At 54.1% G+C, this 25281-nt stretch carries 22 protein-coding genes; 17 read left to right on the top strand and 5 right to left on the bottom strand.

All coding sequences use genetic code 11. From position 1 onward, the window contains the following. Window positions 1-2: 2 nt before the first annotated feature. Window positions 3-842, bottom strand: coding sequence for a beta-keto acid cleavage family enzyme (locus K1718_RS01925; protein WP_265679912.1), 840 nt, complete (start codon window positions 840-842; stop codon window positions 3-5). A 3-nt stretch (window positions 843-845) separates the two neighbouring features. Beyond that, window positions 846-2162: an aspartate aminotransferase family protein gene (locus K1718_RS01920; RefSeq protein ID WP_265679913.1), complete on the bottom strand. Its 1317-nt coding sequence runs from the start codon at window positions 2160-2162 to the stop codon at window positions 846-848. A 232-nt stretch (window positions 2163-2394) separates the two neighbouring features. Between K1718_RS01920 and K1718_RS01915 the strand changes: the two genes are divergently transcribed. Further along, complete coding sequence (locus K1718_RS01915; protein ID WP_209006769.1) at window positions 2395-2772, top strand: YcbK family protein; 378 nt, start codon at window positions 2395-2397, stop codon at window positions 2770-2772. 9 nt (window positions 2773-2781) lie between these two features. Here K1718_RS01915 and K1718_RS01910 read toward each other — a convergent pair whose 3' ends face one another. Beyond that, complete coding sequence (locus tag K1718_RS01910) at window positions 2782-3141, bottom strand: ArsC family reductase (RefSeq protein WP_152499141.1); 360 nt, start codon at window positions 3139-3141, stop codon at window positions 2782-2784. A gap of 211 nt (window positions 3142-3352) precedes the next feature. On the opposite strand from K1718_RS01910, the gene K1718_RS01905 reads away from it, so the two are divergent. From K1718_RS01905 to K1718_RS01870, 8 genes are all read left to right on the top strand, one after another. Continuing rightward, window positions 3353-5077, top strand: coding sequence for an adenylate/guanylate cyclase domain-containing protein (locus K1718_RS01905; RefSeq protein WP_265679914.1), 1725 nt, complete (start codon window positions 3353-3355; stop codon window positions 5075-5077). 18 nt (window positions 5078-5095) lie between these two features. Then, window positions 5096-6253 carry an acetylornithine deacetylase gene (gene argE, locus K1718_RS01900; RefSeq protein ID WP_265679915.1) on the top strand — a complete coding sequence of 386 codons (1158 nt, stop codon included), beginning with the start codon at window positions 5096-5098 and terminating at the stop codon, window positions 6251-6253. A 132-nt stretch (window positions 6254-6385) separates the two neighbouring features. Next, window positions 6386-7969: an ABC transporter substrate-binding protein gene (locus K1718_RS01895; protein ID WP_265679916.1), complete on the top strand. Its 1584-nt coding sequence runs from the start codon at window positions 6386-6388 to the stop codon at window positions 7967-7969. A 71-nt stretch (window positions 7970-8040) separates the two neighbouring features. Continuing rightward, complete coding sequence (locus tag K1718_RS01890; protein ID WP_152499138.1) at window positions 8041-9015, top strand: ABC transporter permease; 975 nt, start codon at window positions 8041-8043, stop codon at window positions 9013-9015. Window positions 9016-9030: 15 nt separating this feature from the next. Continuing rightward, the gene (locus K1718_RS01885) at window positions 9031-10008 is read left to right on the top strand and encodes an ABC transporter permease (protein WP_265679918.1); all 978 of its coding nucleotides are present in this window, start codon (window positions 9031-9033) and stop codon (window positions 10006-10008) included. A 7-nt stretch (window positions 10009-10015) separates the two neighbouring features. Then, window positions 10016-11737: an ABC transporter ATP-binding protein gene (locus tag K1718_RS01880; protein WP_152499136.1), complete on the top strand. Its 1722-nt coding sequence runs from the start codon at window positions 10016-10018 to the stop codon at window positions 11735-11737. A gap of 649 nt (window positions 11738-12386) precedes the next feature. Further along, a complete protein-coding gene (locus tag K1718_RS01875) occupies window positions 12387-13952 on the top strand; it encodes an HAD family hydrolase (RefSeq protein ID WP_265679919.1) in 1566 nt (521 codons plus the stop codon). A 110-nt stretch (window positions 13953-14062) separates the two neighbouring features. Continuing rightward, the gene (locus tag K1718_RS01870; protein WP_265679920.1) at window positions 14063-15859 is read left to right on the top strand and encodes an IlvD/Edd family dehydratase; all 1797 of its coding nucleotides are present in this window, start codon (window positions 14063-14065) and stop codon (window positions 15857-15859) included. Between the two features lie 21 nt (window positions 15860-15880). Here K1718_RS01870 and K1718_RS01865 read toward each other — a convergent pair whose 3' ends face one another. Beyond that, a complete protein-coding gene (locus K1718_RS01865) occupies window positions 15881-16684 on the bottom strand; it encodes a HesA/MoeB/ThiF family protein (protein ID WP_265679921.1) in 804 nt (267 codons plus the stop codon). Window positions 16685-16740: 56 nt separating this feature from the next. Then, a complete protein-coding gene (gene hrcA / locus K1718_RS01860) occupies window positions 16741-17790 on the bottom strand; it encodes a heat-inducible transcriptional repressor HrcA (protein ID WP_152499133.1) in 1050 nt (349 codons plus the stop codon). Window positions 17791-17966: 176 nt separating this feature from the next. Between hrcA and rph the strand changes: the two genes are divergently transcribed. From rph to K1718_RS01820, 8 genes are all read left to right on the top strand, one after another. Next, a complete protein-coding gene (rph, locus tag K1718_RS01855) occupies window positions 17967-18680 on the top strand; it encodes a ribonuclease PH (protein WP_265679922.1) in 714 nt (237 codons plus the stop codon). Window positions 18681-18701: 21 nt separating this feature from the next. Then, window positions 18702-19340, top strand: a complete 639-nt coding sequence (gene rdgB / locus K1718_RS01850; RefSeq protein WP_265679923.1) for an RdgB/HAM1 family non-canonical purine NTP pyrophosphatase — start codon at window positions 18702-18704, stop codon at window positions 19338-19340. 15 nt (window positions 19341-19355) lie between these two features. Beyond that, a complete protein-coding gene (gene hemW / locus K1718_RS01845) occupies window positions 19356-20510 on the top strand; it encodes a radical SAM family heme chaperone HemW (protein ID WP_265679924.1) in 1155 nt (384 codons plus the stop codon). 322 nt (window positions 20511-20832) lie between these two features. Then, the gene (phaZ, locus tag K1718_RS01840; protein WP_285806076.1) at window positions 20833-22353 is read left to right on the top strand and encodes a polyhydroxyalkanoate depolymerase; all 1521 of its coding nucleotides are present in this window, start codon (window positions 20833-20835) and stop codon (window positions 22351-22353) included. A 143-nt stretch (window positions 22354-22496) separates the two neighbouring features. Beyond that, window positions 22497-23192: a glycosyltransferase gene (locus tag K1718_RS01835; protein WP_152499128.1), complete on the top strand. Its 696-nt coding sequence runs from the start codon at window positions 22497-22499 to the stop codon at window positions 23190-23192. A gap of 149 nt (window positions 23193-23341) precedes the next feature. Beyond that, window positions 23342-23782, top strand: a complete 441-nt coding sequence (locus K1718_RS01830) for a DUF2852 domain-containing protein (RefSeq protein WP_247649318.1) — start codon at window positions 23342-23344, stop codon at window positions 23780-23782. A 209-nt stretch (window positions 23783-23991) separates the two neighbouring features. Beyond that, window positions 23992-24729: a M48 family metallopeptidase gene (locus K1718_RS01825; RefSeq protein WP_265679926.1), complete on the top strand. Its 738-nt coding sequence runs from the start codon at window positions 23992-23994 to the stop codon at window positions 24727-24729. A 63-nt stretch (window positions 24730-24792) separates the two neighbouring features. After that, window positions 24793-25227: a hypothetical protein gene (locus K1718_RS01820; protein WP_209006767.1), complete on the top strand. Its 435-nt coding sequence runs from the start codon at window positions 24793-24795 to the stop codon at window positions 25225-25227. Window positions 25228-25281 lie beyond the last annotated feature (54 nt).

The raw sequence follows: 25281 nt of genomic DNA, 5'->3' as shown, positions 1-25281 counted from the left end.
GCTTAAGGTCTTGCCTGTTCGGGTCGGAGTTCCTCCGGCTCGAACCAGGGCTCATTCTCAAGCGCTTTCACAAGATCACGCACCCGATCGGCATTGTTCTCGGCCAGCAGGCCATCTCGGTTCCAAAGACCGTTCTCAAGGCCGATGCGTGCCTTGCCGCCATTCCTGATTGCCGAGACCAAACAATCGGTTTCCTGATGGCCAAAGGCACATACGGCCCAATCAAGTTCCAGATCTGCAGGGTGCGTTTCAAGTGTGTTCAGGTACGGCATCAAATCTGACGGGGTACTTTCCTGGTCGTCGGCGTATCGGCCAAGGACAAAAAGCAGCTGATGCCGTTTACCTGGAATGGTGCCGTCCTTCGCGAGTTCGAAAAAACGAACCAGGTCCTCTGCGCGATAGAGAATGTGCTGGATCGTCGTCCCATTGGCACGTGTTCTTTCATAGAATGCCCGCACCGTTGCACCAGCTTCGTGCGGAACCATTTCAGTCACCGCAATCGAAACCCAGCTTGGCTTGAGATCATCGACAAGGTCGCGCTGGGCCTTGTCGTCATAAATCCCTGCTGCTTCTGTCGTAATTTGGACCCGCATCCTTGGGACTGAGAGGCGCATTTCCGCGAGCAGCTCGCGGTAGAGCCCGGCATCCAGAACATGAGTGCCATCCGGCCTGCGGACGTGGGCGTGAATTGCACCAGCGCCTTCCTCAAAGCAGCTTTTGGCTGCTGCAACGGTTTCCGCAATTGTGACCGGCAACGCCGGATGATCTCTTTTTGTGCGACGAGCACCGTTTGGCGCTGCCATGATCAGCGGCAGCGCGTTGCAAGAGGTTTTCAGTGTCATTTTTCAAAAGACTGCTTTGAACGCCTGGTTCAGTTTGTCGGTGACTTCGTCCACCTGAGCGTCACTCATGATGAATGGAGGCGCCAGAAGCACATGGTCGCCCTGAACTCCGTCAACGGTTCCACCCATCGGATAGCAAATGAGACCGGCTTCGAAAGCGGCTTTCTTCAGCGCTTTGTTGATACCTCGCGCCGGTGCAAAGGGAGACTTGGTGCCACGATCCTCGACGATTTCCAGACCACGGAAAAGGCCTCGCCCGCGAATGTCACCCACGTTGGCATGCTGGCCGAAGGCGTCTTTGAGCGCTGCGTCCAGCTTGCTGCCCATCGGCATGACCCGATCGGCAATGCCGCCCTGCAGTTTTTTGAATACGGCCAAAGCCGCCGCACAGGCTGTTGGATGGCCGATATAGGTGTGTCCGTGCTGAAAGAAACCTGAGCCTTCCTCAATGGCTCTGTAGATTGCGCTCGTGCACAGCATCGCTCCAATAGGCTGGTAACCGGCTCCAAGGCCTTTGGCGATGCACAAGATATCAGGGGCCACATCATCTTGCTCGCATGCGAAAAGCGTTCCGGTCCGACCCATTCCGCACATGACTTCGTCCAGGATCAGAAGAACACCGTGTTGATCACAGATCTCGCGGATGCGCTTGAAATAGCCCTCGACCGGCGGCACGGCGCCAGCAGTCGCCCCGACGACCGGCTCTGCAACGAAGGCCATGACATTTTCCGGACCGAGACGTTCGATTTCCGTCTCCAACTCATTGGCAACGCGCTGACCATAGTCAAAAGCCGTTTCGTCATCCCGACGACCCCGATATTCGTAGCAGGCCGAAATATGCGACGTTTCGATCATCAGCGGTGCAAATGGCTCTCTCCGCCACTGGTTACCGCCTGTTGCGAGCGCACCCAGGGTGTTGCCGTGATAACTTTGACGACGCGCGATGACACGGTGCCGAGAGGTTTCGCCTTTTTCCAGAAAGTACTGCCGCGCTAACTTCAAGGCGGCTTCCATCGCCTCAGATCCGCCAGAAACGAAATAAACCCGGTCAAGGCTTCCAGGAGCCGCTTCGATCAGGTGGTTCGCGAGATCTTCTGCAGGTTCGGAGGTGAAGAAGCCCGTGTGAGCGAAGGCGATTTGATCGACCTGCGCCTTGATTGCTCGCGTTACGTCCGGATCGCTGTGACCGAGGCAGGAAACCGCCGCACCGCCGGATCCGTCAAAGTATTTTTTCCCATTTTTATCAATGATATAGCAGCCATCGCCTTGAGTGGCGACGGGTGGATTGGCTTTGGTATGGCGGGGAAAAACATGGGACATAATTCAATTTCCGGAAGGAGGGTCAGATATCATGGCAGGCGGCTTTGTGACATTTGTATCAGAAATTGCCGAATCCTGAAACATTTGTTTCTTGTCTTTGTTAACCACGTTTTTCATTCAAATTTTAATCAAATTCCGGGACCTTGGTGCGGGGGAGTGTATTGCAACCGATAATCGACAGGGCCCGCCAGTTATGCGTCAGCGCGTCTTAGCTTGGACAGTTTTTCTCGGATTGATCACCGCTCTAGCAGGTTGCGGCACCGTCGCGGGTGTCTCCGGCATGGGCTGGATGACGGCCTCCCACAATTCGATCAACTACAACGACACCGCCTGGTGTGTTCCGCGCAAGCTCAAAAAGGTGCTGAATCGCGTTGCCAAACGGTATGGCAAGGTCACGGTTCATTCCACCAAGCGGTGGTGGCTGGAAAACTGGTGGAAGGGCGGCGCGAAGGATTCCTACCACCTGAATTGTCAGGCCGTTGATTTTTCAGTGGCCGGAAACCCGTCTTCAGTTATTGCATTCCTGAAATCGCAAAGGGAAGTCGGCGGTTACAAGCACTATTCTTCCGGTCACTATCACATCGACACCGGTCCACGCCGCACCTGGTAAACTTGGCAGCTACTTCAGTTCGCCGAGTTCGAGGGCCATTTCCCAGGCCACGGGGTCAAATCCGACAAAGTTCTTCGCTTCGCCTTCAACAATCGGTCGCTTGATGACTGACGGGTGCTCGATCATGACATCGAGTGCGCTCTTGGCGTCTGTCACGCCTTCCTGGGTTGCCTCATCAAGGCGGCGCCAAGTGGTTCCTCGCTTGTTCAAGATCGAGTCCCAGCCAAACTCACCGACAAATTTGGCGAGTTTGTCCGCGTCCACACCATCTTTCTTGTAGTCGTGGAAATCATAGGAAACCCCGGCTTCTTCCAGAAATTTCCGCGCTTTTTTGACCGTGTCGCAGTTCTTGATTCCGTATAGCTTCATGAATTGGCGTCCCTGTATATTCGTCCTGCAGGACACTTGCCGTTAAAGAAGCGCGTTTCAAGAGGGCAACGTTTGTTGCTGAATTCTTTCCACTATCCGGCTTGACCGAACCTGACTCTCGGGTCACTGATCTTTAGACGCGAAGTAATCTGGCGCTTTGCCTGCGCTTTTTTGGATCGAGACTATCAAGCGGAGAGGACGTTACGGCACGATGACCGTTCCCGGAACAACATCTGTTTCCGAAAACGCGCAAGACCCCAAAAATGCCGCTACGCCGGGATCGGGTACCTGGCCACAACGCTTGCAGCTGTGGAGTGGTTTGATCCTTTTTGCCTTTTGCCTGAGCCACTTCATCAATCATGCCCTCGGTATTGTCTCATTTGATGTGATGAACAAGGCGTCTTTCTGGCACTACTGGGTCTGGCGCAGTGTGCTTGGCGAAAGTGTACTCAGCATCGCTGCGCTCACACATGTCGGCCTTGCCTTGTGGCGGACAAGCAAAAGACGGACGTTGAAGATGTCGCGCTGGGAGTTCGTGCAACTCACGCTCGGCCTTTATATTCCATGGCTGCTGATACCGCACATCACGACAACCATGGGCCTTGCAAACGCATTTGACTTTTCTCCGACCTATTCGCAAATGCTCACAATACTTTGGCCCAATCACGGGCTTGGGCAGTCAATCCTGTTGCTGATTGTCTGGATCCATTCAATGCTGGGATTGCATTTCTGGCTAAGGCTTTATCCGTTTTATTCTCGTGTGATGCCCGCAATTGCCGTTTTTGCGGTTGCTTTGCCGGTTGCCTCGATCTGGGGATGGATTGAAGCGGCGCGTCGTCTGGCCCTGACCCAGGACATCGCGGTCAAGATCACCGAAGAACAGCAGCTCTGGGCCCGAGAGGCGATTGTGCAAATTCGCTCCGTTGCCTTAGGACTGATTGCCGTAAGTCTGCTGGCGATCCTGATCCGCTATCTTTTCAGCTTGAGGGCGCGGAACCTTTCAATCGACTTTCCCGGTGGACTTTCCATCAAGGCACAACCGGGTGCAACGCTCCTTGAAATCAGCCGCATGAATGATATCCCGATTGCCTCCGTTTGCGGAGGACGGGCGCGCTGTTCCACCTGCCGGATCAAGGTGTTGGAGGGGGCGACGGCCCTTGGCCAGCCAAGCGACGCAGAGGCATCTGTTCTTGCAAGGATCGGCGCAAACGAAGATGTGAGGCTGGCATGCCAGGTCCGGCCACAGAAGAACATATCGGTACAGCCTCTGGTTCCGGTCAAAGCCAAAGGCACAAGTGGCGAAAACCTTCAGGATGCCTATTACTGGGGCGTCGAACAGGAAGTTGCGGTCATGTTTGTGGACCTGCGCAACTTCACAGGCATTACCGAATCCCAGTTGGCCTATGACGTTGTGCATCTTCTGAACGAGTACCTCGACCAGGCATCTTCAGCCATCCGTGCCGAAGGCGGTTATGTCGACAAGTTCATAGGCGATGGCATCATGGCAATCTTCGGCATGGATACTGGACCGCAAACGGGCGCTTGCCAGGCCCTGCGTGCAGCAAGGCGCATAGAAGCGGTAATGCAATCGCTGGATTCCGAAAAGGGGCCGCAGTTTCATGACCCGATCAGGCTGGGCATCGGACTTCATCTCGGGCCGGCTATTTTGGGTCGCATCGGTTCGGCCGGTTCCGCTCGTGGCCTGACCGCGCTTGGTGATGTTGTGAACACAGCAAGCCGCTTGGAGACCGCAAACAAGGATCATGGCAGTTTTCTGGTTGTCTCGAAAGCCGTTGTCGACGCTGCGGAAGCTGGCATTACTGGTGCAGAAACAGCGGAAATCAAGCTCAGAGGCAAGGAAATTCCCTTGCAGATCTTTGCTATGAAAAGTTTAGATGGACTCAGATTGCCGGGGGATGCTCCCACCGACGCCTGACGACAAACCGGAGGTTACGTGAGCCGTATCTATACGCCGCGGGAGATGCTGGAGAAGCTGATCTCCTTTAACACCGTGTCCGATCAAAGCAATCTTGGTTTGATTGCCTTTGTCGAAGACTATCTGGAAAGCCATGGTGTTTCGTCGACACGGGTGCCAGACGACACCGGTCAAAAGGCAGCGCTCCATGCCACCATAGGTCCCGAGCGGGATGGCGGTGTGGTTCTATCCGCCCATACGGATGTGGTGCCGGTGCAGGGTCAGGCCTGGTCGAAGGATCCCTTTGCGGCCTGGGTGGATGGTGACCGGCTTTTTGGCCGGGGTTCAGCGGACATGAAGGGATTTGCCGCGACGGTTCTTGCAAAGGTGCCCGACTTTCTGGCAACGGAACTCAAAAGTCCGATACACATTGCGCTTTCTTATGATGAGGAAGTTGGTTGCCTCGGTGCACCACCCCTTATTCGAGATCTCCTGTCCAGGGGATCGCGACCCGATCTCGTTGTCGTCGGCGAGCCGACAAATATGAAAGTCGTTACGGGTCATAAGGGGATTGTGGTTTTCAAAACCAGTATCCAGGGGTATCCAGTTCATTCCAGCCAGCTTCATCGCGGCGTATCGGCGATTTCCGCGGCAGCTCGATTGATCTCCTGGATGGATGCCAAGACGGCAGAAAACAAGGCGGCGGCAGATCCCGAGTGTCCTTTTGAACCTCCTTTTACAACGCTGCACTGTGGACAGATCGCTGGTGGTGAAGCGCACAATATTACCGCGGAACGCTGCGAGTTTTTAACCGATATCCGGCTGCTTCCGGGTGACAATGCCGAAAACTGGCTGAATGCGTATCGCAGTTTTATTGAGACCGAGGTCCTGCCGGGAATGCAGGCTATCTCTGAAAACTGCCGGATCAATATCGAGGTGATCGCCAATGTTCCAGGGTTGACAGAGGAAGACGACGGTTTGGCGGAACGGACAGTGCGACGGTTGACAGGCGACAACGCGCGGCATGTCGTGGTCTACGCCACGGAGGGCGGAATTTTTCAGGAACACGGACTGTCGACGGTGGTCTGTGGTCCGGGGTCGATCGATCAGGCGCATCAGCCCGACGAGTATATTGAATTGGCCGAACTCGATCGTTGTTCGGCCTTTCTGGACAGGCTCGCAGGAGAGATGACGTAATTTCCTGCCCAAACAGGTTTGAACACAGACAGTTACAGTGTCATAGTTCAGTCAATTCAGGCGTGCGGACAATACTGAAACCAGTAGCCGTGCATCTGTGAATTCCGACTTTCGGAAGAAAAAGAGGGGAAAATGAAAACCAAATCAATCGTGGCCGCCGCAGCATTGCTGACGGCAGGAGCAGGTTCGGCCGTGCAGGCTGAAACACTCAAGTTTGCGTTTCAGGGCACCTTGAACAACCTGGATCCTTATACTTTGAACGAAACATTTACATTGTCGTCGCTCGGCAATGTCTATGAAGGTTTGACACGCAGGGGTTCGGATCTGGCCATCGAGCCGGCGCTGGCCGAACGTTGGGAGATCGTGGAACCGAACCGTTGGCGCTTCTATTTGCGCAAAGACGTGAAATTCCACAACGGCAATGATTTCACGGCGGAAGACGTGGCATTTTCGGTCGAGCGTGTTCAGTCGGAGGGGTCTGATCTGACGACCCGTGTTCCAGCCGACGCCAAAGTCGAGATTGTGGACGACCACACGGTCGATTTCGTTCTTTCAGGTCCAAATCCCATCCTGCATTACGAATGGGACACCTTCTACATCATGGACAAGGAGTGGACGGTTGAAAACGACGCGGTCAAGGTGACCTCGGCTTCCGATTCCACGGCAAATTTCGCAGCTCTCAATGCCAACGGCACTGGTCCCTTCAAGGTTGCCAGTCATGAAGCTGGTGTGAAAACGGTTTATGAGAAAAACGACGGTTGGTGGGATACTCCGACACACAATCTCGATACGGTCGAATTTACACCGATTTCATCTGACGCGACCCGGGTTGCCGCCCTATTGTCCGGCGAATTGGACATGGTGTATCCGATCCCGGTTCAGGACATCAAGCGGATCAATGACAACGCTGGTACCGTGGCACTGACCGGTCCCGAATTGCATACGATCTTCCTCGGCATGGATCAGATGCGTGACGAGCTGCTCTATTCGGACGTCAAGGGCAAGAACCCGTTCAAAGATGCCAAGGTGCGCAAAGCGTTCTATCAGGCAATCGATATTGAAGGCATCAAGAAGAAGGTCATGCGGGATCTGTCGACACCGTCGGCAATCATGATTTCTCCGTTCCTTTTCTCAAAGGCGGGTGCATTCGAGCGGTATCCCTATGATCCGGAAGCCGCGAAGGCTCTTCTTGCAGAGGCAGGCTACGCAGACGGCTTTACGGTTGGCATGGATTGCCCGAATGATCGTTACGTCAACGATGAAGCAATCTGTCAGGCAGTGGCCGCCATGCTGGCGCGCATCGGTGTGAAAGTTGATCTGAACGCACAGCCGAAGGCAAAGTACTTTGCCAAGGTGCTGGCATCAGGCAATTTCGACACGTCGTTCTATCTGCTGGGTTGGACACCCGGTTCTCTCGACAGCTGGAACGTACTTTCCAACCTGATGAACTGCCGTGATGAAGCCGGAACTGGCTCTCCCTTCAACCTCGGCGGTTTCTGCGACGAGAAAATCGACAGCCTGACCAAGGAAATCCTTGTGGAAGTCGATCCGGAAAAACGCGATGGCCTGATTGAAAACGCTTACCAGATCAGCCACGACAACGCGTATTACATTCCGCTTCACCAGCAGGGCCTTGCCTGGGGTGTTGCTGACAATGTCGAGCTGGTTCAGCGGGCCGACAACCAGTTCAAGTTCCGCTTTGTGACCAAGAACTGATCGGCCACTGCCAACGCGCGCTCCCGGCACAGCCGGGAGCGTTTTTTCCTATCTGAACCCAAAGAGCCGTAATGATTGGTTTTGCAACGCGCCGTTTGCTTCAGGCGGTGATTGTCATGCTGGTGGTCGCACTGCTGGCCTTCACCATGTTCCGTTTCGTCGGAGACCCCATCAATCAGATGGTCGGGATCGAAACGTCAATCGAAGAACGGGAAGCCTTGAGGGAAAGGCTTGGTCTGAACGACCCGATTGCGGTTCAGTTCTATCGCTTCATCACCAAAGCAGCCCGGTTTGATTTCGGCACCTCCTACCAGTTCCGTCAGCCGGTGTCTGAGCTCTTTGCCAAACGCATTCCGGCGACGCTTGAGCTCAGTCTGACCTCGGCCTTATTTGCTTTGATTGTCGGTATTCCAATGGGAATTTACGCCGGTCTGAACCGAGAATCGCCCATTTCGAAATTGTTCCTGTCTGTGTCCCTGGTCGGCATATCGTTACCGACCTTCTTTATCGGCATATTGCTGATCTTCTTGTTTTCCGTGACGCTTCAATGGCTGCCGAGTTTCGGGCGCGGCGAGACCGTCCAGATAGGTTCCTGGTGGACAACCGGATTTCTGACCGTTTCAGGTCTCAAAGCGTTGATTTTGCCATCCATCACGCTGGGCCTCTATCAGATGACGCTGATCATGCGTCTTATCCGGGCAGAGATGCTGGAAGTTATCCGCACTGATTACATCAAATTTGCCAGAGCGCGCGGCTTGCCGGACAGGCTGGTCCATTTCCGGCACGCGCTGAAGAACACCCTTGTGCCTGTGATCACCATCACCGGCCTGCAACTTGGCGCGATCATCGCCTTTGCAACCATTACCGAGACGGTGTTTCAGTGGCCCGGCATGGGACTGATGTTCCTGCAGGCGGTTCAAAACGTCGATATCCCGATCATGTCGGCCTATTTGCTGCTGACAGCGTTCCTCTTTGTCGCAATCAACTTCATTGTCGACATGCTCTATTTCTTCATCGACCCGCGTTTGCGGGTTGGCCGGCCGTAAGGGGACTGACCGACCATGCCCTATGTCTCCAACGAAGAAGCGAAAGCGGCGGTTGCCGACCGGTCCGGATCTGAGGCGGCTCCGGGACGGCTTTCAAAGATTGTCGACAGTGATCTCTTCCATTCCTTTTTGAGATCCAAGGTGACGGTCGTCGCAGCCTGCGGGACTTTTATCTTGTTCCTGCTGGCTATTCTTGCGCCCTGGGTTGCGCCCCACAATCCGTTCGATCTTGCTTCGATCTCCATTCTGGATGCCCGCGTTCCGCCGGTCTGGATGGAATATTCCGATCCGCGCTTTCCACTCGGCACGGACGACCAGGGACGGGATCTGCTGTCCGGCATTTTTTACGGCATGCGAATTTCGCTTATCGTCGGCTTTTGTTCTGTGATCGCTGCGGCTGTTCTGGGCATCACGCTCGGTCTCGTCGCCGGTTACATGGGTGGCCGCACGGATGCCGTCATCATGCGTATCGCCGACGTTCAGCTGACTTTTCCGGCCATTTTGATTGCACTGCTGATTGACGGAATCGCAAACGGAATTTTCGGCTCCCTCGATCGGGAGGTCTTCGCGTTCTACATCCTGATCGTCTCGCTGGCATTGTCGTTCTGGGTGCAATATGCCCGAACCGTTCGCGGATCCACGATGGTTGAAAAGAACAAGGAATATGTTCAGGCCGCGCGCGTGATAGGTATTCCTTCTGTGATCATCATGGCGCGCCATATCCTGCCCAATGTCATGGGCCCGGTGATGGTTATCGCAACGATCAATCTTGCGCTCGCCATTGTGACCGAAGCGACCCTCTCCTTCCTTGGAGTTGGCATGCCACCCACCCAGCCTTCGCTCGGCACACTTATCGCCGTCGGAAACGATTTTCTCTATTCGGGCGAATGGTGGATTGCCATTTTCCCTGGTCTTGCCTTGGCGCTTCTGGTTTTGAACGTCAACCTTCTGGGCGATTGGTTGCGCGACGCCCTCAATCCGAAATTGCGGTGAGGGCGGTATGAGCGTTCTTGATGTCAAAGACCTGACGGTGGAATTTCCAGGTCGCAAGTCAGTCTTCGTAGCGGTTGATGATGTCAATCTCAGCGTTGAGGCGGGCAAGATCCTCGGTGTGGTTGGCGAATCGGGTGCAGGCAAGTCGACCGTCGGCAATGCGGTTATTGGATTGCTGCAGGAACCTGGCCGTATCTCAGAGGGTGAAATCTATCTGCACGGCCAGAGGATCGACCAACTGCCATACAAGGAAAAGCGTCGCCTGCGTGGTCGGAAGATCGGTATGATCTTTCAGGATCCTCTGACGTCGCTCGATCCGTTGCAGACGGTCGAGTCTCAATTGGTAGAAACCATAAAGACCCACTTGCCTTTGTCGTCGTCTGACGCGCAAAAACGCGCGGTTGAATTGATCGATGCGGTCGGAATTCCCGATCCAGGCGAAAGGATCAAACAATATCCTCACCAGTTCTCTGGCGGTATGCGACAGCGTGTTGTTATCGCGCTTGCGCTTTGCGCAGAGCCTGAGCTCGTGATTGCCGATGAACCGACGACAGCTCTTGATGTGTCAATCCAGGCGCAAATTCTTGAATTGATGAAGTCTTTGTGTGCTGAACGCAATGTCGCGATGATGGTTATCACTCATGACATGGGGGTCATTGCAGACATCACCGACCATGTCGCTGTGATGTATCGCGGTGAGCTTGTGGAATATGGCGAAACGACTCAGGTGCTCGGGGCGCCCAATCATCCTTACACTCAAAGCCTGATTTCCGCAGTCCCGAGGCCGGACGTAAAAGTCGAGCGCTTCCCGATCGTAAATTACATTGAGGAAGCCGGTACGCCTCAAAAGCAGATCGACATTTCAACTCACTGGCTAGGCAAAGCACGAGACTACGAAAAGGTTACGGGACCGCTGGTGCAAATCCGTGATCTTGATATGCGTTTCGAAACAAGAGGTTCTGTATTTCCATCGAGGCGGAAATATTTTCAGGCTGTCAAAAAGGTCAGTTTCGACATCCAGGAAGGCGAAACATTCGGCCTCGTCGGTGAAAGCGGATCCGGCAAGTCGACCATTGCCCGTTTGGTCACCGGACTCTATCACCCGACAGGCGGATCCATCCTTTTCGGCAAAACGGAACTGACATCGTTGAGGAACCGCAAGGACGTCCTGGCAATGCGTCGGCAGATGCAGATGATTTTTCAGGACCCCTACTCCTCCTTGAATGCGCGCATGCGTGTGAAGGATATCATCGCGGAACCAATCAAGTTTCATCGGTTGGCATCCAGCAATTCGGAAGTTCGCCAGATTGTCGACGACCTGCTCGACCATGTCGGTTTGGGCGTAGCTGCTGGTCAGAAGTACCCGCATGAGTTCTCTGGTGGGCAGCGCCAACGTATTTCCATTGCAAGGGCTCTCGCCACACGTCCAAGGTTTTTGATCTGCGATGAACCAACATCCGCTCTCGATGTTTCGATCCAGGCCCAGATTCTGAACCTTTTAAAGGACCTGCAGGAGGAGCTGAGTTTGACCATGCTGTTTATCAGCCATGATCTCGCTGTCATCCGGCAGATGTGCAACCGCATCGGCGTTATGCGAAATGGTGAATTGTGTGAAGTTTCGGACTGCGATCAGCTGTTTGAAGCTCCGCAACACGCCTATACGCGGGAGCTGCTGGACCTTATGCCGTCCATGGAACTTCTTTCTCGCGCAAATCTTGAAAGCGCCTAGCACCTGAATTTTTCAGGCAAACCTCGGTGATCGCAGCGCTATGCGCGAATCTGCCAAGCAATTGAATGGGAGTCTTTTTTCTGGGTCACAGCGCCTCAGCACTTGACTCACATTGACCCCCTGATTCCCGACACTGCCGCCCAAGGATAACCACAAGGGAGTGTTGGCCCGGCAGATTCTGCCGTCCCATTTAGAGGGGGCAGGAGCATGCATTTTTTGCTTAAAAAAACAAAGCTGAAAACGCTACAGCGAAAATTGAGCTGACTAAGCCCTCGGGCCTTTTGTTTCGAAATTCAACGCTTGCAAAAAATGGAGGGCAATTCTGCCCTCCACCTAAAGTATATACCCCGAAGAAATTTAAATTGTGCCTAATCAATATTAGGCGCAGCTCTGAAAACCGGCGAGCCAGTATTAAAAACAGCAAGCGAACACTACCATGATGCTTGATTGGAGCAAGTGAACGGCTGCCTAAAGTATAGGCAAGACTGCCTGCTGCTTGGCATTCGCCCTGTTCAAGTGGTTTCAAGCCATTGCAGTCCCGAAAACCGTCCAGCATTTTTGAACGTGTTCAGAGACAGCCCGAGTGTGCATTTCCGGTAGGTGGCATCTCCGAACGCTTGAGGAACCCTACGCACGAAAGCCATCAGCCATGACGAAAACTCCTTTGATATCCGTCTTCTGGCTCACATTTATGATCTTGGCACTCGCCAGCCTCATGGCAGCTTTGCAGGTAGCGTTCACGGAATTGGACAAGTCGACGCCATCGGTTCTCCTGTTCGGTAAGTATAGTGCACTGATTTTCAGCAATTTCTCCGTAATTTTTTCATTTCTCGCGTTGTCTTACTCGATAAACCGCGCCGTCGGCCGTCCTTTAACGCTGACAACGTTGTTCGTGAGCACGCTTTTGGTGACGCTTACAACGTTGCTTGTTCTGATCGGCATTGAACCGGCTGTTTCAAACTGGCCGGCGCTGGCTGGGGCGCTTCTGATGTTATTGCGTTCCCTCGGAGTTGCCGTATTGCCGCCGCGCGGAGATTTCAGCGGGATCAAGGAGGCCATCGGCTCACTTGGGCTATCGATTGCAACGGCCGTCGGCTGGTGGGTCATTGATCCTGCATCGGCTCCCATGGCGGCGTCGATCACGCTTCTGATGTCCTGGCCGCATTTGATCGATGGCATCAACGCATTTGCGGATAAGGTATTTCACAAAGCGGCATTTGCCGCCGGCGCGCGTGAGCTGGCGCCTGATGCATTCAGCAAGATCGCCAAAGCCAGAGAAATCGTCATCGACAAGTCCGCAGTGATGTCCGGACCGGATCTAATGGTGACCAATGTAATGGCGTTCAACAATGAGCCCAAGACGCTCCTTGCTGTGGCGGCATCGGCGGAAGGCCGGTCTGATCATCCCGTCGCACATGCGCTGCGGCAACTGGCCACTCAATGGCATGTAGCCTTAAAAAGTCCCGATCGCTTCAAACCGGCCGCGGGACTGGGTGTTGTCGCGCTGCTCGGAGGTCAGACGGTTGTGATCGGGACCACGGATCTTCTGAAAGAGCTGAAAATCGATAGTTTTACAGCCGATGCAATTGCCCGCTCACTGGAAGCAGATGGAAAGACGGTCCTAAGGGTAGCGGTCGGGGGCCGTGTCGTGGGCGTTCTCGGGTTGGAAGGTACGCTGCGGCAGGATGCAGGTGTCGCCGGCAGAATGCTTCGTTCAGAAGGTCTTGTGCCAAGATTGTTCAGCGGCGACAGCCACAAAACCAGAGAAGCGCTCGCCGGAATGCTGGGTCTGGAGCTGATGGATGACCCTCTCCCTGGTGAAAAGGCGCTGGAGGCCGCTGCCAGATCAGCAACAGAAACGTATCCGCTTGTATTAAGCTTGTCACAAGACCGGTCCGCACTGGAGCTTAACGTGTGCCCTACTGGCAATGCGCAGGATGAGGCCAACTCCTCTGGACCAATTGCCGTAAGTGATACAGATGATATTGGCGCATTTCCGGCATTGAAGGCACTGGCAACACGTCGAAAGACGCTGGCGGCGCAAGCGAAAGGGCTGTTGATCGCACTTTGGACGCTCGCCGGTTTGTGCGGTGTTTTCCTTCTTGTTCCTTTAGCGGCTGCGCCGATACTTTTCGGAATGTGTCTCGCAATCCTTTGGGTCTTCGCGCGATTTTCCGTCTCGGACACATTGAAGAAATCTTCAGCGCTCAGCTGATTTCCCGTTGTTGAAATGTCAATTGGAGCTGTCCTTACCTTTACAGCAACCCTGAGCTGGTGTTTATCGGGCGCAACGCTTGAAGCGATTTAATTGAGGGACGAGGCGCCATGAGCGATACAAAAAAAACAGGCCTGCGATCTGCCGCCTGGTTCGACAACCCGGATAATCCGGGCATGACCGCGCTCTACATCGAGCGCTATCTCAATTTTGGAATCACACGAGAGGAATTGCAGTCAGGCAAACCGATTATCGGTATTGCACAGACGGGTTCAGATCTTTCTCCGTGTAACAGGCACCATCTGGAACTTGCCAATCGCATTCGCGAAGGAATTCGCGAAGCCGGTGGAATCGCGTTTGAGTTTCCTGTTCACCCGATCCAGGAAACCGGAAAACGTCCAACAGCGACGTTGGACCGGAACCTCGCCTATCTGGGCCTTGTTGAACTTCTTTATGGCTATCCGATTGACGGCGTTGTTTTGACTATCGGTTGCGACAAGACCACGCCGGCCTGCCTGATGGCAGCTGCCACCGTAAATATCCCGGCAATTGCACTCTCCGTCGGTCCCATGCTGAATGGCTGGCACAAGGGAGAAAGAACCGGCTCAGGCACTATTGTCTGGAAAGCACGCCAGATGCTGGCCGCCGGAGAGATCGACTACAAAGGTTTTATGGACCTCGTTTCTTCTTCTGCGCCCTCGGTTGGATACTGCAACACCATGGGCACAGCGACGACCATGAACTCGCTGGCAGAAGCACTGGGCATGCAGTTGCCTGGCTCCGCCGCGATCCCGGCTCCGTATCGCGAGCGCGGTGCAATTTCCTATGAAACGGGCAAGAGAATTGTGGAGATGGTGCGGTCCGATCGCAAGCCGTCCGACATCATGACCCGCGAAGCCTTCGAAAACGCCATTGTCGTCAATTCCGCGATAGGCGGGTCGACCAACGCACCGATCCACCTGAACGGCGTTGCGCGTCACCTCGGTGTCGAGTTGGACAATGATGACTGGCAGTCCATCGGTCAGGACATCCCTCTCCTGGTGAACCTGCAGCCGGCAGGCGAATATCTTGGTGAAGACTATTTTCACGCAGGCGGCGTTCCGGCCGTCATTGCCGAGCTGATCCGAAACGGCAAGTTGCCGCATCCCGACGCAATCACCGCCAACGGCAAAACAATGGCCGAAAACTGCGAAGGCATCACGACGGACCTGCCGGATGTGATCAAGTCTTTTGACGCACCACTGAAAGAAAAAGCCGGTTTCCTCAATCTCAAAGGCAATCTCTTCGACAGCGCAATCATGAAGACAAGCGTCATTTCCGAAGAGTTCCGGAACCGCTATCTGGTCAACCCGGATGATCCTGAAGCGTTTGAAGGCCGGGCCATCGTTTTCGAAGGGCCGGAAGACTATCACCACAACATCGACAATCCCGATCTTGAGATTGACGAACATTGCATGCTCTTCATTCGTGGAACGGGGCCGATCGGCTATCCGGGTGGTGCCGAAGTTGTCAACATGCAGCCGCCTGCCGCACTGATCAAACGCGGCATCACTTCGCTGCCCTGCATTGGTGACGGTCGTCAATCCGGCACTTCGGGATCACCATCGATCCTGAATGCATCACCGGAAGCTGCTGCCATGGGTGGGTTGGCCTTGCTGAAGACCGGTGATCCGGTTCGCATCGACCTCAGGAAAGGTACTGCAAACATTCTGATTTCGGACGAAGAACTGGCTGAACGTCGCGCGAGTCTGGAAGCTGCGGGAGGCTTCAAGATTGTTGACAGTCAGACACCTTGGCAAGAAATCCAGCGCTCCATGATAGGTCAATTCGACAAAGGAATGGTGCTTGAACCAGCAGTAAAATATCAGGATGTTGCGCACAAAGGATTGCCGCGGGACAATCACTGATATCCTGTTCCCGGCTGCTGGTCAGACCCCTTCCAGCAACTTCGCCCAGCTCATGGGTGAAGAGCCGTTAAGTGGATTGTTTGGAGACCGTTTGTAGCGAATGGTCTCCATACGAAACGATCTGGCGTCGAACATCATCATGCGACCGACCAGACTTTCCCCGGTTTCGGTGACTTCCTTGATGACTTCCATGGCCTGCATCGCACCTATAATGCCAGTGAGCGCACCGAGAACTCCCGCTTCGGCACAAGTTGGCAGCAATCCATCACGAGGTTTTTGAGGAAAAAGACAGCGATAGGTCGGATTTGCCTCACCGTCTTCGTTTTCCTCAAAGGGGCGCAAGGTTGTGATAGACCCGTCAAATTGTCCGACTGCCGCTGTGATCAGGGGTTTTTTGGCAAAAAAGCATGCATCTGAAACAAGATAGCGCGTGTCGAAATTGTCCGAACCATCCACAACAAAGTCATATCCGCTGATCAGTGAAATGGCATTGTGTCCAGCAAGTCTCGTCGGGTGCGGCTCCACTTTCACATTTGGATTGAGTCTTGCGATGGCTTCGGCTGCGCTTGCGACCTTCGGTTCGCCCAGTTGGTCGGTATCATGAATAACCTGCCTTTGGAGGTTGGACAAAGACACCGTGTCGTCGTCGACAACTCCAAGTGTGCCAATTCCTGCTGCGGCAAGGTACTGAAGAACCGGCGCTCCAAGGCCTCCTGCTCCAATCACCAGAACGCGTGCATTTTTAAGCTTTTGCTGTCCTGCGCCTCCGATTTCGCGCATGACGATGTGGCGGGCGTAGCGCTCAAGTTCTGCTGGTGAAAGCATGTTTGGTCCTGTTTGGGTGCAAAACGTCATATCATCGGGAGTGGGTCAAATTGTGCTCAGCCTAAGAGCCTGCTCACAAGCCGCGCCGTATAGTCCACCATGGGAATAACGCGAGCATAATTCAGCCGGGTCGGTCCGATAACGCCAAGGACGCCGACAATGCGCTGGCTGCTGTCCCGATAAGGCGAGACCACGAGCGAAGATCCCGAAAGGGAAAAGAGGTTGTTTTCCGACCCGATGAAAATGCGTACACCGTCACCTTTCTCGGCAAGACCAAGCAATTGAATGAGGTCTTTCTTGTTTTCCAGATCGTCGAAGAGCAAGCGGATGCGTTCCAAATCCTCTACGGCGTCAAGATCAGTAAGAAGATTTGAGCGGCCCCGGACAATCAGTGTTCCCGGATCGTTGATGCCATCACCGCTCCAGACAGCCAGTCCTGTATCAACAACCTTCTGGCTAAGCAGGTCGAGCTCGGCCTGATCTGCGTCCCTGACCTTTTCGAGTTTGTTCCGGATCTGGGAGAGAGTACGTCCCTGTATCTGCGCATTCAGATAGTTTGTCGCCTCGACCAGCGCCGAAGACGGCAGTCCGGCAGGCAAATCGATGACCCTGTTTTCCACCGAACCGTCTTCGCTGACCATGATGACGAGCGCTTTTTGGGGTTCGATACGCACGAATTCGATGTGTTTCAGACGCATGTCTGACTTGTGTGTCAACACCACTCCTGCTCCATGGGACAAACCCGAAAGCATCTGGCTGGCTTCGGTCAGAACCTGCTCGGCAGAATTTGTTTGTTGCGAAGCCCTCACCTGCACATCAATCTGCTGGCGCTCGTCCTGTGTCAGATCACCCACTTCCAGAAGCGCATCGACGAAAAACCTCAAACCGATTTCGGTTGGCAGCCGCCCGGCGCTTGTATGCGGTGAATGCAAAAGACCCAGGTGTTCAAGATCTGACATGACATTTCGCACCGAAGCAGGCGAAAGTGACATGGCAAGACTCCGGGAAACATTTCGCGAACCCACCGGCTCTCCGGTTTCAAGGTAGGTTTCTACGATCGAGCGGAAGATTTCGCGTGATCTCTTGTCGAGGTCGCTCAAGCTCAAGGTTTATTCTCCGTAAGTCAGACTGCTGGCGTCTTCGTACGATGCCTGCCTATGATCCATAGATATAGGCGCAAAACGCTCCAAGCGTAAAACAAGATCTGATCAAGGCCTTTACGCCGAACAAAGTTGAGGTCTACAAGGCGCACAACAAATGCGCCAAGCTTGAAAGGAAATCCATGCGTCCCTCAAAACGTGCAGCAGACGAACTGCGGGCAGTCACCCTTGAACGGGGCGTCTCCAAACATGCCGAGGGCTCGTGCCTGGTGAAATTCGGTGACACGCACGTTCTGTGCACCGCAAGCCTGGAAGAGCGTGTTCCGCCCTGGTTGCGCGGTCAGAATCGCGGTTGGGTAACAGCAGAATATGGGATGTTGCCCCGCGCCACCGGCGACCGTATGCGCAGAGAAGCGACTGCCGGAAAACAGTCTGGCCGGACCCAGGAGATTCAGCGCTTGATTGGCAGATCACTGCGCGCGGTAGTCGATCTGCAAGCGCTTGGCGAAGCTCAGATCAGCGTCGACTGCGACGTTATTCAGGCGGATGGCGGCACACGCACGGCTTCCATCACTGGCGCATGGGTCGCACTGCGTGATTGTGTTGAGTGGATGAAGGCACGCGATATGGTTTCCGGTGAGGTCTTGAAAGATCACATCGCTGCGATTTCCTGCGGAATTTACGAAGGCGCACCTGTTCTCGATCTTGATTACGCGGAAGACAGCACGGCGGAAACCGACGCCAACTTCGTTATGACTGGCTCTGGTGGCATTGTCGAAATTCAAGGGACAGCCGAAGGTGCTCCATTTTCGGAAGAAGAATTCGGTCAACTGCTCGGCCTCGCAAAGTCAGGAATTGGAAAGTTGGTCGATCTCCAGAAAATGGCCATTCTCTAGAGGCGCTGAGAGGTATTGATCATGGGTCACCGGAAACTGGATCCAGGCAGGCTTGTGGTGGCGAGCCACAATAAGGGAAAGATCCGGGAAATTAACGAGTTGCTTCAACCTTACGGGTTTGACGTGGTTTCAGCCTCCGAACTTGACTTGCCGGAGCCGGAAGAGACTGGTGTGACCTTTGAGGAAAATGCAGCGTTGAAGGCGCATGCAGCCGCAAAGGCGTCTCAGTTGCCGGCGCTTGCAGATGACAGCGGATTTTGCGTTGAGGCACTTGGTGGTGATCCAGGCATTTATTCTGCGCGTTGGGCAGGGCCGGACAAGGATTTTGCCATGGCCATGCGAACCATTGAGGAAAAACTCCAGTCTGCAGGAGCGGGATCGGCGGCTCAACGGCGCAGTTCCTTTGTTGCGGTCCTGTGTTTGGCATGGCCCGATGGGCATGACGAGTCGTTCCGAGGCGAAGTCGAAGGTGAAATCGTCTGGCCGCCGCGCGGTACTCAGGGCTTCGGATATGACCCGGTATTCCGGCCGGACGGTCACGAAAGAACCTTTGGTGAAATGTCATCTGAGGAAAAGCACGGTTGGGCAAAGGACAAACCTGCCTTGTCTCACAGGGCACGTGCTTTTCAGACATTCGCGGCAAACTGCCTGGAGGGCTAGACTCACGTGAGGGGAATGGGGGAAACGGAAGGCGGCTTCGGCATCTACGTGCATTGGCCCTTCTGTGCAGCAAAGTGCCCATATTGCGATTTCAACTCGCATGTGCGTCACCAAGGTGTCGACCAGGCTCGGTTCGCCTCGGCGTTTGAAAGAGAACTTGGTCACTTTGCTGAGCTGACTAAGGGTAAGAGCGTAGAGTCCATTTTCTTGGGCGGGGGAACACCGTCACTGATGGAGCCAGAAACAGTCGGGCGAATACTGAACAAGGTTTCAGAACTCTGGTCTGTTGGTGACGATGTTGAGATCTCCTTGGAGGCTAACCCCTCTTCCGTCGAGGCAGAACGTTTCAAGGGCTATCGCGCAGCGGGCGTGAACAGGGTTTCGCTCGGTGTTCAATCTTTGATTGACGCGGATTTAAAACTTCTTGGCCGCTTGCACGATGCTAAAACGGCAAGAAATGCGATCGAAACCGCCCGAGCGACTTTTCCGCGGCTTTCATTTGATCTGATCTATGCGCGGCCGGGTCAAACGCCGGATGCTTGGTGCCGGGAACTTGAAGAAGCGATCGGGCTGGCAGCCGATCATATGTCGCTCTATCAGCTGACGATTGAAGAAGGGACGCCGTTCTTCAATCTTTACCAGGCTGGTAAACTGAAGATGCCTGAACCCGACCTGGGTGCAGAATTCTATGAACTTACGCAAGATGTGACGACGGCAGCCGGTCTTCCGGCTTATGAGGTTTCCAACCATGCCAGACCAGGCTCTGAATGCCGGCATAACCTGGTGTATTGGCGTTATGGCGACTATGTCGGCGTAGGGCCGGGAGCGCATGGCCGGTTGACTGTCGGGGTCAACAGGCTTGCAACGGCGACGGAGCGGCACCCGGAAACATGGCTTGAAAATGTCGAGCAGGTCGGACATGCGCTGGTTGAGAACTCCGGCCTCTCGGAAGAAGAACAAGGCGACGAGTTTCTGCTCATGGGCCTGAGGCTCAAAGAAGGTATCGACCTAGGCCGGTATCAGCGATTTGCTCACAGATCCATCGATCCCAAACGTCTGAATGCACTTCTAGAGCACAATATGGTGGAACGAGTGGGGGAAAACCGGGTACGTGCGACGCGGGAAGGTTTTTTTGTGCTTGATGCCGTCGTGGCCGACTTGGCTGCCTGAGCGCCTGATGCGATTGGGACACCCAGACCTACAGATATGATATCACAGTCTAATCTGTATTTTTGCAGTGCGCACAAACAGGATGTGGCTGCAAGAATGTTTATTGTTCTTTGGGCTTAGCACCGCAACCGCCTAACAATTAGCAGTATTGCGGGTGGCAGCGCACCTAGCTATCCTGTTGCGATGCAATAGATGGTGCAATAACAGACGGGCCGTGGGCATAATGTTTTTCGATTTCAATAAAGGGGCAGGCGGCGGCTTCGTAAACAAAGGAGATGCGCCTTTGCCATTTTATCACCTTTATGAGCTGAACCACGCGGCAATGGCACCTTTGCGTGCGGTGGCCGATATGACGCGGCTCTATTTTCAGAACCCGCTCAACCCATTGACGCACACCAGCTATGGGCGACAGATCGCAGCGGGTTGCGAGGTTCTGGAACGCACAACGCGTCGATATGGGAAACCTGATTTCGGCCTGAAGGAAACCAGTGTTGGTGGTGTCAGGGTTCCTGTACGCGAGAACATCGTCTGGAGCCGCCCGTTCTGTGATCTCATTCATTTTGAGCGGGGCGTTACCTCCCATCGAAACGATCCAAAGGTTTTGATCGTAGCGCCAATGTCTGGACACTACGCGACGCTTTTACGTGGCACTGTCGAGGCGTTGATGCCGAATGCCGATGTCTTCATCACAGACTGGATCGATGCTCGCATGGTGCCTGTGCAGGAGGGCAAGTTCGATCTGGACGATTATATCGACTACATCATTTCGATCCTGCATTTCCTTGGGCCCGATGCGCATGTTCTGGGTGTTTGTCAGCCATCCGTTCCGGTGCTGGCCGCAGTTGCGGTCATGGAAGATCGTGAGGATCCCTATATTCCGTCAACCATGACGCTTATGGGTGGCCCAATTGATACGCGGGTTGCACCGACGGCCGTGAATGATCTGGCGGTTGCCAAAGGTCTTGATTGGTTCAAGAAAAACGTCGTGATGAAGGTACCTTTTCCTCATCCGGGCTTCATGCGTGATGTGTATCCGGGATTTCTTCAGCTCTCCGGCTTCATGAGCATGAACCTCGATCGACACCTTACGGCTCACCGGGAGTTTTTCCAGCATCTGGTTGAAGGTGATGGTGACAGCGCTGAAAAACATCGCGAGTTTTATGATGAATATCTTGCGGTCATGGATTTGACGGCAGAGTTCTATCTCCAGACGGTCGAAACCGTTTTCATTGAGCACGCGCTGCCGAACGGCACCATGACGCATAACGGCCGACTGGTCGATTGCAACAAGATTACCCGGACTGCCCTTCTCACGGTTGAAGGCGAGAAAGACGATATCACTGGGCGGGGACAGACCCGTGCCGCTCATGATCTTTGCACGAGCCTGCCGGAATCCATGAAGGCGCATTACGAGCAGCCCAATGTGGGTCACTATGGTGTCTTCAATGGGTCGCGCTGGCGTTCAGAAATCGCACCTCGGGTCATGGATTTTATCCGTTCAAACAGAAACGGGCAGCAAAAGCCGAAAGAGAAACCAGCCAAGAAAGCGACTTCGCCTGCATCGCAAAAACCCAAGAAGACCGCAGGCAAAAGCGCTGTTCCACTGGAAAAAATCCTTTTGACCAAGCCGGATGGGGTTGCAGATAACCTGAAAGAAATTACGGGGGTTGGTCCCAAGCTTGAGTCGGCACTCAACGAGGCAGGTATCTTTCACTATTGGCAAATCGCATCGTTGACCAAAGAGCAGATCGAAGCTTTGGATGGTAAGCTCGACTTTCGCGGCAGGATTGCTCGCGACAATTGGATCAAACAAGCCAAGCAGTTGTCTGAAGCTGTAGGCTGATTGAACCGGTTCAGGCGTCTTCAAGGCGCCTGAAACTTGTCCCTGAAAGTCCAGTATTTTCTGACTTGCTGTCTGCCGTAGTTGATTCCACTCATATTGACCAATACAAGACCGGTCATGAAGCGAGGCCGGAGGTTCCCCAAGTGCTGAATATTTTCATTGGTTTCGATCCGCGTGAGGCGGTGGCTTATCATGTTTGTGCCAACAGCCTCACACGGCAGTCCAGCGATGTTTTGGCAATCACGCCCTTGTCGCTGCACAACCTGAAAACCTACAACGAAACGCACACGGACGGGTCGAACCATTTCATCTACACCAGATTTCTCATTCCAAACCTCATGAACTACAACGGTTGGGCGTTGTTCATGGATGGGGACATGATTGTCCGGGATGACATCGCAAAACTGTTTGCGTTGCGCGATGAAAGCAAGGCGGTCATGTGTGTGCACCATGACTACAAAACCAAGCAAACAACAAAATATCTAGGATCGAAAAACGAGAATTACCCTCGCAAGAACTGGTCTTCAGTCGTTCTTTGGAATTGTGCGCACCCGGCCAACCGCGCCGTGACGCCTGATTTCGTCATGAACGCAACCGGTGCGCAGCTTCATCGCTTTACCTGGCTGGAAGATGACCTGATTGGTGAGTTGCCGATCGAGTGGAACTGGTTGCCCGACGAACTCGGCCCGAACCCTGATGCAAAACTGCTCCATTTCACTCTTGGAACACCGTGTTTCCATGAGTACGCCAACGCACCGATGGCGGGTGAATGGCACCGGGAAAAGCTTTTGGCGAACTATTCCGCCCAACATGTGATCGATGGTCCTTTTGAGGACTAGGTCAGATTTAGATCAAAGATTTGAATGCGTTAAGCTCGGCTCTCCACAATGGAGACCGAGCTTTTTGCTGCCTTTCAAGCTGTGTTGGACATCACAAATCCTTGAAGCGCGCCGCGACAGTCCCCACTTGTCAATCGTGGATGTCTTAAATGGATAGGATGATGACGACGACCAAAAGTTGCATGATCAAACCCGCCTGGACGCCTGCAACCATCGGCCTGATGGTTCTGGGGTTCGTGGTTTTCTGGCCACTTGGCCTGGCTATGCTCGCCTACATTCTCTGGGGCGATCGCTTCGAGGGAATGTTCCGCGATGCGAAAGATCAATGGCGGGGAAGCCCGCTGAAGGGAGCATTTGATCAAATGTCAAATTCGACTGGCTACGCACGCACCGGAAATGTTGCGTTCGATGACTATCGTGAGGCTGAGCTGAAACGGCTGGAAGAAGAACGCGCAAAGCTCGATGAGATGCGCGCTGAGTTCGACAATTTTCTTCGCGAGTTGCGCCGGGCGCGTGATCAGGAAGAGTTTGATCGCTTCATGGCCAACCGGGGACGGAACACCGGCGGCGCGGAACCCGCACCGTTGTAAGTCATTCCTCCCAGACCCGCCTCCGGGCGGCCTGACCGAAAGCGGCGCTTTTCAAAAGCGCCGCTTTCGTCGTTTCTGTGCCGAGTTCAATCAGTTTGATTTATCAATCAGATACCATCGCTGAGCTAAAACCACTACGTTTCTTGCAAGAATTGCTAGCAAAAACGGCCTAAGATGGAAGCCTATGATTCGTCGGACACACGTACAGCATGTTTTCACGCCTCGGTAAAAAGCGCCTGCCGGAACATATCGATATCCAGACGGAAACGAGCGAAGTGCGCATTCGATTGCGCGCCAATCCGAGGGCTCAGAGATACCTGCTACGACTTCCAGCCGACAGTTCAGGGCCCGTCTTAACGGTTCCGGGCGGTGGCAACCTCGCGCGCGCAGAGCATTTCGCGCGACAGCACATCGATTGGTTGGTGGAACGGCTTCAGGACCGGCCGGATCATGTTGCTTTTCAACCTGGGGACACTTTGCCTTTGCGCGGTGAGGACCATGTCATTGTGTCAACGGGCAATTTGCGGGGTCTGGTGTCGACCGGTGCGACAAAAGAGGGGTTTCCTGCTCTCTTTGTGCCGGGTGCGGAGGATCACATCCCCCGAAAGGTCACGACCTGGTTGAAATCTCAGGCGCGTGCCGACTTGACGGATCGGGCAATGTTTCACGCTGCGGCAATTGATGAAAAAATCGCTGCAATCAGCATTCGCGATACCAAAAGCCGTTGGGGCTCTTGTGCATCCAACGGGCGCCTGTCTTTTTCATGGCGCCTGATTTTGGCTCCTCCTGACATTCTGGACTATGTCGCAGCACACGAAGTGGCGCATTTGAGGGAGTTGAATCATTCGAGCCGATTTTGGCGCCTGTGTGAGCGGCTGGCCCCTCAAACACCGCGTGCCAAGGTTTGGTTGAAGGAAAATGGGCTTTACCTTCACGGCTTCGGTTAATTTGCCAATTGCAAAATTCGGAGAATGTGTTTCGCTTTCCTAGGCTTAGTTGGGAGGCGATCCATGTCTTTTTTGAAGTTTATGTGGGCCAGGGCTTTCAGCCTGGCTGGGATAGTCGGACTTGTTACGGTTGCTTCGGGCGAGGCGTTCGCTGACAGTTGCTGGAATCACAACGGATCCCTCATGCGATTGCAAGCACAAGGCAATCAACGATGGTTGTCTTATGAAGTTCCAAGGAATGTCCTGCGCAATGCAGGTGTCCAGCGCGGAACGCTGCTATTCAGCGGTGTGAAAAACGGCAACTGGTATTCGGGAACAGCACGAGTTTTCTCAAAGTTCTGCCCCGGTTCGCCTCTGGAGTATTTCGTGGAGGGCCCAGTCCGTGGTGACCAGTTGCAGGTGACGGTGACAGGGACACGCGAAGTCTATAATCGTTGCCGTCCGACTGGACAGTACACCACCGACACGCTCGTCTTTACCTATAGCCACCAGTGCTGATGCAAGCGTTTTACCGCTTGATATGACCTTAGCTGAATTCAATCTTCAAAGGTG

Origin of the sequence: Roseibium porphyridii (assembly GCF_026191725.2) — a bacterium.
Classification (GTDB): domain Bacteria; phylum Pseudomonadota; class Alphaproteobacteria; order Rhizobiales; family Stappiaceae; genus Roseibium; species Roseibium porphyridii.
Note: the sequence above shows the minus strand (reverse complement) of the source record. Positions and strands in the feature narration are given on the sequence as shown.